The organism is Nodularia sp. LEGE 04288 (assembly GCF_963896525.1).
Classification (GTDB): Bacteria; Cyanobacteriota; Cyanobacteriia; order Cyanobacteriales; family Nostocaceae; genus Nodularia.
On record NZ_CAWQOY010000115.1, the window covers coordinates 15,656 to 28,782 of the forward strand.

Annotated in this window: 11 protein-coding genes; 5 read left to right on the forward strand and 6 right to left on the reverse strand. The window is 41.1% G+C overall.

Annotation, left to right across the window (positions count from 1 at the left end; genetic code table 11):
* Positions 1 to 33 precede the first annotated feature (33 nt).
* The gene (locus AACX33_RS13785) at positions 34 to 2,577 is read right to left on the reverse strand and encodes a dynamin family protein (RefSeq protein ID WP_194001309.1); all 2,544 of its coding nucleotides are present in this window, start codon (positions 2,575 to 2,577) and stop codon (positions 34 to 36) included.
* A 492-nt stretch (positions 2,578 to 3,069) separates the two neighbouring features.
* On the opposite strand from AACX33_RS13785, the gene AACX33_RS13790 reads away from it, so the two are divergent.
* Complete coding sequence (locus AACX33_RS13790; RefSeq protein ID WP_194001307.1) at positions 3,070 to 3,561, forward strand: orange carotenoid protein N-terminal domain-containing protein; 492 nt, start codon at positions 3,070 to 3,072, stop codon at positions 3,559 to 3,561.
* A 1,223-nt stretch (positions 3,562 to 4,784) separates the two neighbouring features.
* Here AACX33_RS13790 and AACX33_RS13795 read toward each other — a convergent pair.
* The gene (locus tag AACX33_RS13795) at positions 4,785 to 6,128 is read right to left on the reverse strand and encodes a DUF2254 domain-containing protein (RefSeq protein ID WP_194001305.1); all 1,344 of its coding nucleotides are present in this window, start codon (positions 6,126 to 6,128) and stop codon (positions 4,785 to 4,787) included.
* Positions 6,125 to 7,132: a mechanosensitive ion channel family protein gene (locus tag AACX33_RS13800; RefSeq protein WP_194001303.1), complete on the reverse strand. Its 1,008-nt coding sequence runs from the start codon at positions 7,130 to 7,132 to the stop codon at positions 6,125 to 6,127. Before AACX33_RS13800 ends, AACX33_RS13795 begins: the two co-directional genes overlap by 4 nt.
* Before the next feature lie 119 nt (positions 7,133 to 7,251).
* Between AACX33_RS13800 and AACX33_RS13805 the strand changes: the two genes are divergently transcribed.
* Positions 7,252 to 7,407: a hypothetical protein gene (locus tag AACX33_RS13805; protein ID WP_194001301.1), complete on the forward strand. Its 156-nt coding sequence runs from the start codon at positions 7,252 to 7,254 to the stop codon at positions 7,405 to 7,407.
* A 199-nt stretch (positions 7,408 to 7,606) separates the two neighbouring features.
* On the opposite strand, the gene AACX33_RS13810 is transcribed toward AACX33_RS13805, so the two are convergent.
* Entirely contained in the window at positions 7,607 to 9,049 is a 1,443-nt protein-coding gene (locus AACX33_RS13810; RefSeq protein ID WP_194001299.1) for a TIGR03985 family CRISPR-associated protein, read from the reverse strand.
* Between the two features lie 171 nt (positions 9,050 to 9,220).
* On the opposite strand from AACX33_RS13810, the gene AACX33_RS13815 reads away from it, so the two are divergent.
* From AACX33_RS13815 to crn3, 3 genes are all read left to right on the forward strand, one after another.
* Positions 9,221 to 9,493, forward strand: coding sequence for a type II toxin-antitoxin system HicA family toxin (locus AACX33_RS13815; RefSeq protein ID WP_194001297.1), 273 nt, complete (start codon positions 9,221 to 9,223; stop codon positions 9,491 to 9,493).
* Positions 9,477 to 9,812, forward strand: coding sequence for a type II toxin-antitoxin system HicB family antitoxin (locus AACX33_RS13820; protein WP_227789088.1), 336 nt, complete (start codon positions 9,477 to 9,479; stop codon positions 9,810 to 9,812). Before AACX33_RS13815 ends, AACX33_RS13820 begins: the two co-directional genes overlap by 17 nt.
* Positions 9,813 to 10,098: 286 nt before the next feature.
* On the forward strand, positions 10,099 to 11,019 hold the full coding sequence (crn3, locus tag AACX33_RS13825) for a CRISPR-associated ring nuclease Crn3/Csx3 (protein WP_194001295.1): 921 nt from the start codon (positions 10,099 to 10,101) through the stop codon (positions 11,017 to 11,019).
* A 391-nt stretch (positions 11,020 to 11,410) separates the two neighbouring features.
* Here crn3 and AACX33_RS13830 read toward each other — a convergent pair whose 3' ends face one another.
* Complete coding sequence (locus AACX33_RS13830) at positions 11,411 to 12,322, reverse strand: putative CRISPR-associated protein (protein ID WP_194001293.1); 912 nt, start codon at positions 12,320 to 12,322, stop codon at positions 11,411 to 11,413.
* A 22-nt stretch (positions 12,323 to 12,344) separates the two neighbouring features.
* Positions 12,345 to 13,106 carry a CRISPR system precrRNA processing endoribonuclease RAMP protein Cas6 gene (cas6, locus tag AACX33_RS13835; RefSeq protein ID WP_194001291.1) on the reverse strand — a complete coding sequence of 254 codons (762 nt, stop codon included), beginning with the start codon at positions 13,104 to 13,106 and terminating at the stop codon, positions 12,345 to 12,347.
* Between the last annotated feature and the right edge of the window lie 21 nt (positions 13,107 to 13,127).

The window sequence follows — 13,127 nt, forward strand, 5'->3', positions numbered from 1 at the left end:
TCATCCAGAAAGAATTACCACAACTAATCAGACCTAAAAATTATCATCTGTATAAGAAATCGTGGCAACCTTAGAGAGAATCTGTAACCAACTAGGAATAGCAACCTTAGCAGGAGAATTTCCCGCCGCAATATGTCTGAGTAAAGCTTCCTTCTTAGAAAGATTTTGCAGAGTCGGAATAATTTGATCCAAAATGCCTTCTAATTCAGCATTCACCTGTTGATTGATTTCGCTAACATATTGCACCAAATGCAGACTAGCGCTAGCAGTGATTTCATCTCTTAAACGCAACACAAAAAGTTGGTGATTACCTGTTCTGGGTAAATCTTGGCTTTTTTCAGGTGACCAATCAAAGATTTGACCAATATTGTGTTTTGCGTCTTGACGCGCCAGGGGAAACATAACTTGCGGTGAAATTGATTGTTCTTTGCTATTAATTTCCGAAATAATTGCTTCTTGCCATTGAATCGGATCACATCCTAACAGTAATTTATAAAAAATATCAGCTTCTTCTACACCAAACTTAGTTTCAATTTCTTGTTCCATTTCTGGACGCAGATTTGCCTGTAAGTGATCGCGTTCTGGGGCGATATAATGGGATAATTGACTTAATAAATCTGCTACTGCTTGATGAATGCGATCGCGCGCAAAATTTTCTAACTCCTTGACAGTTTTGGCAAAGGCTGGATAAAAATCTTCACTCTTCGTTGGTAGGGTGCTATTAACTCTACTTCCTCGGTCAAATAGCTTACCGGCTGCACCCTTAAATTCGGCAATGGTGATATTACCATTATTGGCTTTATTAAATAGTAAAGTCCACTCATTCCAATTGAGAATTTTAAACGTGAGTTCGTCTTTCACCACATCACTAACCACATCTCCCCGACGGTCTTTGAGTGGTTCTTTTCCTAAATCTTTTTGGAAATTGCGATAAGTTTTATCTAAATTTTCTATAGCAGCCCGAAACTCAATTAAATCCTGAGTATCTGCGGTGGGAATGCCTTGTTCATGAATTTCAGCAATAATGTTTTTTAAATGTTCTTGTTGTTGCAGTAAATTATCCGCAGCCCTGCGAGTATCTTCATACAGTTGTTTCAGTCCATGACTGGTAACATGATTTTGAATTAATTCTCGCAGTTTAGCAACACCACCGTCTTGAGCAAAGTAACTCAGTTGTTTGCCTAAATGACTACGTGGATCAGATTCTAGCAGACGTGTGCTTAATAGTTGCCACTTTTGCTGCAACCGCTTTGACCGTTCCAAGTAATCAGGATAGTCTAAGTTAGCTAAAAATTCTGGTGAACCTGCTTTGACTGTAGTAGAACGTTTTGCCAACTCCGCCAGTCCTAGCAGTGGCGATAATAAAACTATCCGTTCTTGTTGGGTGGTGAATGCACTAGCAGCGTCAACGGTGGTTTGCAGAACTTTCAATTTGCGGAAAACATCGTCTTCCTCTAAAAGTCTACTACTTTCAATTAATCGATCCAGTTCTCGTTCGCAACCTTCACTATCTAAAGGTAGCTGATCAAAACGACCCACCCCCACCAAAATTAAATCTTTGAGGTCTTGTCCTGGCCGCTGCTGCTGCATCATCGTGAAGATTTTATTGGCGCGATCGCTTCCAGGCGTTTTACCATTTAAAAGCACTAAAATTGTCTGTACTTCTGCTAACTCCCGCAGTGACAAAAAGGTATCTCTAGCACCCGAATTAGCCGCCCCCAAGCCCGGAAAATCCAAAAGCACAAATTCCGAAGCCCCCGTAAAATCCCAAATCTCTCTGGATATTTTGACCTCAATATCCACACGCCGAATCAACGGGAAACTGTTCTGCAACAGCTTGGTAGGTAGCCTCTGGGGTGGGCTAGGTAATCGAATATGAGATGGAGGGAGATCCTCAAAACGCAGAGTTTGGATAGCCATTGGCTGTTCAGTCAGCTGTAGCCCCTCACGGGCGGTGATCGCATCAATTTGGTAGTGTCCAGAACACATTGCTTCCCCATATGCTTGATAGGCGCGAAGGAACAATACCAACTCTCGCAGTAAATAACGTAATTCCAAGTTTTTACTACTATTCCATGTGTCCTCGCACCAGGTAATAATCTCTTTGCCTGTGTTTAATTTTGACAGAGGCATAGGTGCAAGTCCAGCAGCCGTAGTCCGGCGACTTGCTTCCTCCAACATGAATTGCAGACACTCATTTACCCCTTCATGAGAAAGATACTCTACCCGAAAATTATTTGCCTGAGTGGTGACAAAGCCTGATTGCGGCACGATATGGATGGCTGTAACATTACCTGTGGTGGGGTTTTCACTAATGGGTAAGGCATCAGCATAACCAATCAGGCTGCCTAAAAGTAAAGTTTTGCCGCTACTGAATTCTCCCATTACTCCGATTCTGACTGGAGATGTGGCAAGTTCTACAGTTTTCTCAGCAGCTTCCCGGAGACGCGCCAGACAGTCATCCAGGCTAGTTGGTATCCAATCTTCTTGTTTAGAGGGGGACTGCGGTACTGAGTCTAGTTTTTGAAGTATAAATTCGCCGTACTCTTTAAAACAATCTAATTTTTCTATTTCCATAAAAATTTTTTTCCTTTGGCATCAATTTCTGTGAGTTTTATAACATAAAAAATCTTATCAGCAGATATTCATGCAACTTATTGCTATCACATTTTGCACCATTATCAGATGATTTATTACTATGGATAGATTTAACTTTACTGACTTAAACAATTCTTAACCGGATGCTTATGTAGAAAAGATGAAAAATGATAAATAACTATTTTGAGTTTTCAGTATAATTTATTTCATTAATGTTATTTTAACCTCAAAAATCAAGCACCAGGCGAGAGTCAGTCACCGCTACACAGGAACCAACCCCACTTGTGCTGGTTTAAAACCTTTTATTTTTCCTTAATCCTGCGATAAGCCACAAAGCGTCTATGTTTGTCTGTTATTGTTCTCATTGTTCTACTCTCTGGTTGAGATACATCTGTCTTCAGTAGGGTTCAGTCGCAAATATGTTTTTGATATTGTTATCAATGAAACTAATTAATTACCAGGTCAATTGTGATGACATATACCCAAACCAGTGATCCAAATATTCGTGAATGTGTCCAATCATGGCGGAAATTAGATGTGGATGAACAGTTAGCTTTGTTTTGGTTCATTTACGAAGAAATGGGAAGTTCCGTTACACCAGCCGCCCCTGAAGCCAGCACTGTTTCTCCGGAAATTGCCGAGGGTTTATTCAATCAAGTGAAAGAATTGAGCCACGAACAACAATTGCAAGTTCAACGGGATATAATTACTCAAGCTAATACTCAAATTAGCCGTGAATATGGCTCTTTGAGTGATACAACAAAACTCTTATTTTGGTATCGATTAGCTCAAGAGATGGAAAACGGGAGAATTATTCCTTTACCTGCTGGTTATCAGCTTTCATCTGCATCTCAAACACTGTTGAATCAAATTAAGGACTTACCTTTTGAGCAACAGATTAATGCTTTCCGTGATTACGTTTCGCCAATGGGTGCTGAACCGAAAGCAGGTGCGGAAATTTAAAACTAACCCCAGCCTCTCCCTGGCGGGGCTACCGTGTACATACAAGTCGGGAAATTGCTTTTTTGTGGCATAACACCCCACCCCTAGCCCCTCCCCGCAAGCGAGGAGGGGAACTGGATTTATGGTTAAATTCTATTTATAGGAATCCGGTTTGATTTATGCAGGACTTACGCAAAATCATGAAAAAACGAACCGCAAAGGACACAAAGAACACAAAGGAAAGAAGGTTTCAGAGAGTCATTGCGTAAGTCCTATTATGAAAAAATTAAGTATTGTAGGGTGCGTTAGGATGAAGTCCGTAACGCACCATTATTAAGGCTTTGGTGCGTTACGCTACCGCTAACACACCCTACGTGTCTGTTCAAAAATCAAATAGTAGTCCTATATGTATCTTTATATTAAATTAGGATTAGTTAAATAATGTTAATTATTGCTGAGTTTAATTAGCAGATACACCCTCAAGCCGTAAATAACGCTCTTTGTTTTATATTCCATAATATAAGGCGATCGCTCAATTAATTGCATCTATCTTATGGCTAATTTAAATATATTTATTTTTGCAGTATTGATTGAGATTTTTAGGAGAATTGAATTGGCTAATTAGTAATATTAATAACTAATAAAATTGTGACAATGTAGATTTAATCACCTGGAAATTGTGCAGGAAATATTCAGGAAAACTTGCGTATTTATCTATGATTTAAATAATTATTTAACTTAGCTGCGGAGAAAAAAGTAAAACCCCAGAACTGGGAATAACTGGGGTTTTTAACCTGACCACACTTATAGTTTTAATATAAAATTCGAGAAAAGTCTCAAGTCGAAAAGACATAAATAGGTGAATTGGGTCTGAAAAATATTGCTAAACAGATATATATTTATGCTAGTTAAAGGGGGATTGATTATGGAAATGTCAATTAAAATAACTTGCGGATATTTGCTAACACAAAAATCATCTCTTGGTGCTGGTATTCTCTTTTATTAGATAGATAATAAAAAAGATATATTTTCATGAATTATGTCTAAAGTTGTGATTTTTCCGGCTTGATTTATGATTGGGAATCGAGAAAAATGAAAACATCATGATTCAACATGATTGTAGCCAATAAAAGTGACAGAAAGCCTACTTGATGCCCGCCCTTGTGGGCATTTTTTATATTCGGAACTACCCCCTATCGTGTCCGGTGAAAGACTGATTATTAAAGCCGCAGGGGAGCAGTATTTCATCGCCGTAACGTATCTAGTTGATGGTTTTGATTCAAGACTTGAATCAGGCTGTGATATTTATCCTGGACATTCTGGCGGTCTTCTGATTCTGGCAACCCTTGATGGCTACCCCGCTCGATCATATCAGCATGACGCTTGAGAACTTGATGATATTGGGGATTGTGGGTGTAAGTGGCAACTAAAGCGATCGCATTGAGCAAATGAATCGTCACAGCGGCATCAGTCCGGCTGTCCTGCCGAATTTGGTTAAAAGCTTGATCGACTATCCCCTCAAAAGTTACTGATTTCGCAATCACCCTCAATTGCTTGTGATCATCGTAGCGGTAGGGTGAGGGAAACTGTCTTTGTACCAAATTGCACAGTCCGGCACTCAAACGGTCAATACACCGAATGGCAGTGAAAGGATCGTTGATTCCAGGAGAAATAGCACGCAAGGCAATTTCCACTAACTGTTGCAGAGGAAACTCTATATCTTGCTGTTCAGTACGTTCTTTTCCTAAAATAAATGTTTTTTGTAGTCGATGGTTAAGTTTGCGATTGACTCGTTCACCAGGCCAGACCATTACCAATTCACTGCCCTGAACAACAAAATTTCCTGGTCGAGATTTAACATGGATCAGGAGATTGTATTTACGGGCAATGTCCAGCAATTTTTCATCATTAATTGCTTGTAAATAACCATTTCTATGGGCTTTAATTGGGTAAGCCTGCAACTGAAAATCCGGTGGAATTTCTTCTAGATGCGGTTGATCTGCTGGTGGATTAACACCGATTTTTTCGGGAAATAGTCGATCAATCGCTTTGTCTAAATCTTGACTAACACTCTCAATAACGTGCGATGCCTGAATAATGGTTGATGCGTGATGAATGAAGTAAATGAGGACGGCTATGCTGAGAATTGCTAGCACGATACTGACTGTGACTGAAAGATGGGGAATAAACAGGTTGTAGTCCTCTCCATAAATAGCACGCAGCACTAGCAAGCAATAAATAAACGTGGCAATGAATGTACCCAGGACAATTTGATTGCCTGTGTCTCGCATAAAGTTCCGCAGCAGTCTTGGCCCGAAGTTGGCAGAAGCCAGTTGCAGTGCGACAATTGTAATGGAAAAGGCTGTAGCTGCAACACTCACCATTGAACCTGCGATCGCGGAAAGGACTTCTCTGGCCCCATCGGGGCCACCTGTGTAAATCCAATCCCAATCATCAAAACCAATGGTGCGGTCAAGGCTCAACATTGCAAATGCCAAAAACACGGCACAGATTGCCAGGATTCCCGGCAAAAACCAGTAGCTAGTATGAAGGGCATCCCACAACTTGGACAACTTGACTTTATTCATGATTCATGGTCGTTTCTGTGAGCATCTACCTTGCCATTCCGATCTTGCAATTGGGCTAATCGTTTGAGTGAACCGCCAATGCTACGTGGTTGAGGGACTTCGTTTTTCCCGGCCGGCCAACCTTCACGCTGACGAGAGCGATCGCCATCTGTTTCTTCGGTTTGGTCGTGGAATAAAATTTGTCTGGTGGGGTATGGTAAATCGATGCCGTTTTCCACATAAAGCTTTTGCTTAATTGCAGAGATGACTTGATCGCGTGAATCTAGAGCATCTGACCATCGGGGTGGTTGAATCCACCATCGCGCCCGGATATTCACACTATTTTCGGCAAGTTCCATCACCAGGACATCAGGCGGCGGGTCTTTTAACACAACATCTACACTATGCATCGCTTCCAGCATTAACTGCTTTGTCCAGTCCAAGTCATCACCGTAGCCAACACCAACATCGTATTCTAAGCGCCGATTCTCGAAAGCGGTATTTACAGTTACCGAATTGGTGAACAGTTCGGAATTCGGAATCACAATCCGCCGACCATCGTAAGTTCTAATAGTAGTAGCCCGTGTTTCAATATTTTCTACAGTACCTTCAAAGTTCTTAAACACAATTTGGTCATTGATTTGGAACGGTTCTGTGAGTAAAATTAAAATCCCAGCTAAAAAGTTTTGCAGAATATCGCGAAAAGCAAAACCGATTGCTACCCCACTGATTCCCAGCAATTGCACCAAATCCGATGCCTTGAGTGAGGGAAAGACAATGGATAAAGAAATAAACAAACCCACCAAAACTGTAGTCCCTTGTGCCAACCTCCCCAGCACCATTCCCAAATTGCGAGCATAGCTGCGGTGGCTGGTTAAGCGTCTCACTAGTCGCTTGATTGATCTCCCAACAATTACAAAGATTGTAAAAACAAACAACCCTAGCACAATATTGGGTAGCAAAATAATGAAATCGCTAGCCATTTTCTGCACCCTGTCCAAAAGTGCCGCTATCTCTGTATTCATCCAGATTCCTCACTGATCAGTCGTTGCCGATGATAGCCAAAAGTCAGAAAATTAAATACCTTCTCAGGTCTGGTTTTTGTTCTGCTGGAAGATAGATTTGAAAAAGAGGTCAGGGAGATATGGCAAAAGTCAAAAGTCAAAAGTTAAAATTGAAATGCTTGGTGTGGCTGGGTTTTAGACCTTTGCCATGTCCTAACTACCTTGGCGGTTGCTATAATTCAGCAATTCCTCTAGTTGTAGGGGCGGGTTTACCAATAGACATCTCCGACAATTAAATATGCGTTTCCTAGAACCCTTGTAGAGACTTTCCGTGGAACATCTCTACATTCTTCTTCACCAGATGTCTAATATGTTGGTTAATCATGAATCATATCTCTAAACCCGCCCCTACTCGTTGAACTCTCATTTCTCTGTGTCCTCTGTGCCTCTGCGGTAGCCTTCGGCAAGCTACGCTAACGTTTATTTCATGTAATCTCAGTCTTGATAATTAGATAATTCTTGTATTGCTTCTTTTCGTAATTGTTGCCGAATTGACAATGGGGCAATTACTTCGCCATTTGGTCGCCAGTCTCGCAGGCGCATCAAAACGTTGATATCTCCAGTGCGTATCCAGCCTATGTAGTAAGCATCACTATCAGGTTTTTGCTGCAATATATCTAAAACCTGTTGCTGTTGGGCTTCTGGGATATTCTGCACTATGAGTTTTGCTAACTTTTTGTAAGGGACTGCCAGAAAGGAAGGATGGCGAAAGGTATTGTCTACATACCTACGGGCGAAGGCGGGGGGAAAACGCAGGATGAGAAATTCTCGTTCGAGGTAAAAGTTGAATCCCCAAGCTGCATTTAATTCTGTTTGAATGTTGTCTGGTGTGGGTAAGTCGCCTGTATACCACATTTGTTTTAATGGTTTGGGAACAGCAGGATCTCCCCAGGGTAGGACGTGCAGGTTTTCTGAGGCGATGCGGTCTAGGCGATAGTTATGCCAGGCGATTTTGCTTTGGGGGTCTATACCATAGGCGCTGAGGTATTTGGCACGGCGGAGGTAATGCAAGCAAACAGGATACACTGTGATTTGGACTTTTTTCTCTGCTGTTACCCAGTAATCAAATCGCACTACGCCACCGGGAGGTTTTCGCCAAAGTTGTTCTATTTGTTCTTGGTAGTTATCCACTTGGTCTTGGATTTCTGGGGAGAGGATATAGTCGAGGTGCAGAAATATTCGCTGTTGCGGGGCTTGAGTTAGTGGTGAGGCGGAATTATCGGCGATTTGTTCCCACAGGTTCTGCACTATGAGGTTTAAGTTGGGTTGGACAAAGGCTACTGATTCTAAGACGTGCAGCAGTTCCCAGGTTTGGGCTATGGAAAGTTGGGTAAAGCTGGGTTGGGCGGTTGCGGTTTCTGGGGGTGTGGGTAGTTGTAATTGCTGAAGACATTGGTATTGTCCTTGACTGACTTTTTGCAACCATCCCAGATGAGTGAGGTGTTTAAGGTCGTCTCTGAGGGAACGGTGGACTGTGGTAAAGGGTCGTTGCTGTAGTTGTTCCTGGAGGTGTTGGGGATTTATGCCGCTGAGTTGTAATATTTCTGTTTGCCATTGGTTTTGTGATATGTGCAGTCCTGATGTTTCTAGGATTTCTATACAGGTGCGATGGCAAATACAGGTGAAGTCGCGACATTTGGCGGTGATTTCTGGGGGGTTGAGTTTTTCGCTTTTGGGGTGAGTTTCGGCAAATAGGCGATCGCGCAGTTGAGAATAGGTAAAATGCTGGGGGAGATCATCCGCCCATTGTGTCTCGCGGCCATATAGTTGATTTAATACCCACCAATGTCTGATGGCGCGGTGGAAGCGGTTAGCTAATTGTCCCGCTGCTAACCAATGTAAAATTTGCGGTGTGGGAGAACGGATGGCCTGCGGCATAAGGGATGTGGCGGATAATATGGTTTGTGTGTTTACCCTTTGTAGAAACGTTGTATGCAACGTCTCTAAATTCTTTGTTTCTATATTTTTTGTCCCCAGATGTCTAATGCAAAATTTTGCACAGTGTCACGAAAACGATGGATTATAGTATCACTATATGATACTATTCAGATGGAACTTAACAGCAAACAGCAAAACACATTTGATGCCATTTTCGAGAATCCTGTTAGATCCAATATTTCGTGGAGTGATATTGAGTCTATGGTAGTTGCGCTTGGTGCAGAAATATCAGAGGGGAGAGGATCAAGGGTCAGATTTGCTCTTAACGGTAGAAAAGCTATATTTCACAGACCTCACCCTGAAAAAGAAACTGATAAAGGTGCTGTTAAGTCGGTGCGAAGGTTTTTGATAGAAGCTGGGGTAAAAAATGATGATGAAGTATAAAGGATATGAGGCGATCGTTGAATTTGATGATCAGGCGGAAATCTTTCATGGTGAGGTCGTCAACGTTCGGGATGTAATTACATTTCAAGGTGATAGCGTCAAAGATTTAAAGCAAGCATTCCAAGATTCAATTGCAGATTACCTTGATTTTTGTCGAGAACGTGGCGAAGAACCTGAGAAGCCTTTTTCTGGTAAGTTTATGCTCAGAATTAACCCTGAGTTACATAAGTCTATTGCTATTCAAGCGAGAAAAGAAGGTCGCAGTCTTAATTCTTGGGTGGAAAAATGTTTGTCACTGTATGCTAGTGAGCAAGTTTAATTTTTGAGAAAAGGAACCACAGAGTACAGGTAGAAATGAGAGTTTAAGTGTTTCTGGACTTCAGTTTTCAATTTGAGAAGTGATTCTCAGGCGGTTATTGCTAATTTGTTCAGTCATTGGAATACCCCTTTTCTATACGGATGCCATAATAAACTCATCGAAAAAAAGCACCTTTCCTTTTATCTCTTGATTACATCTGTTAGATCACAATCACGGTGATGTGATATCAGCACGTCGGGAGTGGGAATGTAGGTTTATTAAGGTCACAAGAAAGGAAACAAGGCTGATGACTGAACGCGCATTGAGTTTAAAATTAAGTGAACCAGTGATTTCCCAAAGCTGGAAATACCAATTTTTAACGATTTCATTAACGAAAAGCGATCGCCTGATTGAACCAGCAGATTTGAGAGATTTAGAACTTCCATCGGGTATTGATACCACTGGCGGTGTGGTGATTTCTGGACGCGCCCCCATTTGGTTGTATGCTTACCTGACCCACGAATTACATCCTACGGCTTGGGTAGCTTGTTATGATCCGCGCTTGGGTGCGGTAGTTGTAGCAACTCACTCTCATTTGGTTCGCATTGGTGAAGTAATTCTCATCGATCCACCCAATGGCCGCCAGAAGCAATTATGTCCGGCTTTAATGGTTGTGGGACCACCAGATAGCGGTAAAAGTGTCTTTTCTCATGCTTTATTTCAAGCTTTGTTGGCAGAAAATCCTGATATATATCTGCAACGCGCCCATTGGGATGGTGAGGGTAACTACCTTTTAGAACTAGAAGCAACAACCACCTCCGAAGAAATTGAAGCTTTTAAAACGCGCGATCGCGGTGCGTTGACAGACCGATTTTTCCCCTACCATTCTCAAGTTATCTTGGAGTTACGGCGACAAAAGTCTCTAGTGATTGTGGATGTGGGCGGAATGGTACAGCCAGAAAAGCTACCGATTTTAGAGGCTTGTACCCATTATATGATTATCAGTTCCCAACTTGCGGCTCTTGATGCGTGGCATGAATTTTGTGGCGATCGCGGTAATTTAAAACCCATCGGTGTAATTAATAGTGTTCTGAGTGCGACAGAAATCATTCATCAGGAAAAACCTTATTTAGAGATGACTGCTGGCCCGTGGATACGCGGAAACGCTGCTACTGTCCCTCACGCTTTCTTGAAACGGGTGCGAGAATTAATCATTCTCACTAAGTAAATACTCTGTAGTAATTGCTGTGATTGGTAGTATTTAATATAGTCTGAGAGGGCAAATGATGATTCAGGCGATTCCTACGGAGCGCTTCGCGATCGCACTTGGGAAAAGATGATTTAAGAAGTTCTGCAATACTGGCGGTAAACAAACAATTATAGCGTTGTAAATATGTTTAGTACATATCCTCTATTCTATGTTTTAGAAACGCTAGTGAAGCAGGGGAAGTAGGAAATTAGGTTTTGGCAAACAGGAAGAGTGCGATCGCTTCTCCAGCCTTAGGCATCGCGGTTGATGATTTCACCTGTACTGCTAGTGTTGTGAAGGGATAAAAATGCGATCGCTTCTCATTAAAAGTTGCGTGGGTGGAAGGTGGTCAGGGTTTAGAACTGTTGGTTTAAACTAAGCTACCTAAGCGTTCACGTAGTTCTTTTGTTGCTTGTTCCAAATGTTCTGGTGTATAACCTGTAGTTTCCACAGAAACAGCGATATGTTTTTGTTCACTTTCATGTAAATGAATCCAAAATATATGACGACCATCAGGAGTTTTTCGAGTAGCTGCTTTGACTCCATTTTTAGGAGCAGAAAATGCATTTTTGTCAAAGCGCACATACTCAACCCAAATAATATCTTGTAGCATTTTTTCTACTTTTTTCCATACCTTTGGTCTATGATGACCGTAGGAATCATCTTGAACTTTAATGATTTTTGACCTATCTAGCCCAGATTCAGGTAGATTTGCACGTCTTACTAATACTTCAGGTTGAGCAGTATCAGATAAATATGGTAAGTAAATAAGTGCCTTATATTGTTCATGAACATAGCATACAGGAAGTTTAAAGGCGTTACCTACCAGTGCCATAACCATCGTCTGGGCTTTAAAACCACCAGTTGCTGCTAAAGTAACGTTTCCCTTAGCTTCTGTAATCAATTTTTTGAGAAGTATCGCCATCTGTTCTAGTGCTGAACCTGACTCATCTAAGTCATAATTAATTCCAGGGACTGGATGCAGATGTACATTTTTTTGAGAGTGAATAGTTTCTAGATATTCCTGCATTACTTCAGCACATTCTAAGCCAGAGGGAGTATCTGAATGCAATAATAAAATTTCATCATTAAAACTGGGATTAAGTCGCCAGATTGTATTGGTTTCAGCACTAATAAGTTCTGGATCTATTTCACCCATCCATTTAAGAGCGATTTTACGATCACCTATTTTTTTCTGACCAACCCAAGGACGTTTATTCTCTAAATTGTCATCACGATTAGTAAGAAGTGAAGTACCTACAGTCATCATCATTGTTTCCATGATATTTTATTTCCCTAAATTGTTAGTAGTTGATTAATGTCTGACCCATGCTTAAACGAGTTTTAATCCCCGTACCAGAAAACCGCGCATATTGGACTAATAAATTAGCCACATTTGCCAATAAAGGATCAGCCCGGTTTAAAACTTGTAACGTTACATCACCCACAAACCCATTTACAAAACCTTTATTTAACTGATAACTTCGCGTTTGAATTTTGTGATGTTTGAGTACAACAGCGTTACCAAGATAAGCAATTAAATCATCACTTCCTAAATAAACAGGTGCAAAAGTATTCCAGCGTTCTAACCAACTGCGGAACATTAAGGTAGGTAAAGGTAGAGGTAAATTTACTCCACCTTGAGCAAAGGCTGTAGGTGTAATAAACTGCAAATCAAAACGCCTCACTGGTTCTGGCTCATTTCCCACTAAATTTGTATATAATTCTTCATAGCTAATAATTTCATCTTCACGGTTGATAATGTTGAACTTTGCACCGAGAAATTCTAAAGAATCGCCAAGATTTAAATGAGAAATTGCTTTGGCTGAAAGTTCATTTAATCCACACAAAGATAGTTGGTAAAATTCCTCTGGATGGAAGGTGATAAAATCTCTGGAAGTGGAAGCATAACCGATGATTCCTGAGTAAGAAACAGTGGGTATAGTGTCGCTACCCATTTCTAAACTTAGCTGGTGATGCAATTGCTTTACCAGTTCCAACCCATAGAAACGGGGTAAAACTGTTGATGTAGATACACTTAATGTCCAAGTAGAGTGAATTAGCATTGTTATCTAACTAATAAATAT

Excerpts from the sequence above, each read along its gene's own strand:
- AACX33_RS13820 (WP_227789088.1), top strand. The coding sequence starts at position 9,477 with ATGATGATGAAGTATAAAGGATATGAGGCGATCGTTGAATTTGATGAT.
- AACX33_RS13815 (WP_194001297.1), top strand. The coding sequence starts at position 9,221 with ATGGAACTTAACAGCAAACAGCAAAACACATTTGATGCCATTTTCGAG.
- AACX33_RS13795 (WP_194001305.1), bottom strand. The coding sequence starts at position 6,128 with ATGAATAAAGTCAAGTTGTCCAAGTTGTGGGATGCCCTTCATACTAGC.
- crn3 (WP_194001295.1), top strand. The coding sequence starts at position 10,099 with ATGACTGAACGCGCATTGAGTTTAAAATTAAGTGAACCAGTGATTTCC.
- AACX33_RS13785 (WP_194001309.1), bottom strand. The coding sequence starts at position 2,577 with ATGGAAATAGAAAAATTAGATTGTTTTAAAGAGTACGGCGAATTTATA.
- AACX33_RS13830 (WP_194001293.1), bottom strand. The coding sequence starts at position 12,322 with ATGGAAACAATGATGATGACTGTAGGTACTTCACTTCTTACTAATCGT.
- AACX33_RS13810 (WP_194001299.1), bottom strand. The coding sequence starts at position 9,049 with ATGCCGCAGGCCATCCGTTCTCCCACACCGCAAATTTTACATTGGTTA.
- AACX33_RS13800 (WP_194001303.1), bottom strand. The coding sequence starts at position 7,132 with ATGAATACAGAGATAGCGGCACTTTTGGACAGGGTGCAGAAAATGGCT.
- cas6 (WP_194001291.1), bottom strand. The coding sequence starts at position 13,106 with ATGCTAATTCACTCTACTTGGACATTAAGTGTATCTACATCAACAGTT.
- AACX33_RS13805 (WP_194001301.1), top strand. The coding sequence starts at position 7,252 with ATGGCAAAAGTCAAAAGTCAAAAGTTAAAATTGAAATGCTTGGTGTGG.
- AACX33_RS13790 (WP_194001307.1), top strand. The coding sequence starts at position 3,070 with ATGACATATACCCAAACCAGTGATCCAAATATTCGTGAATGTGTCCAA.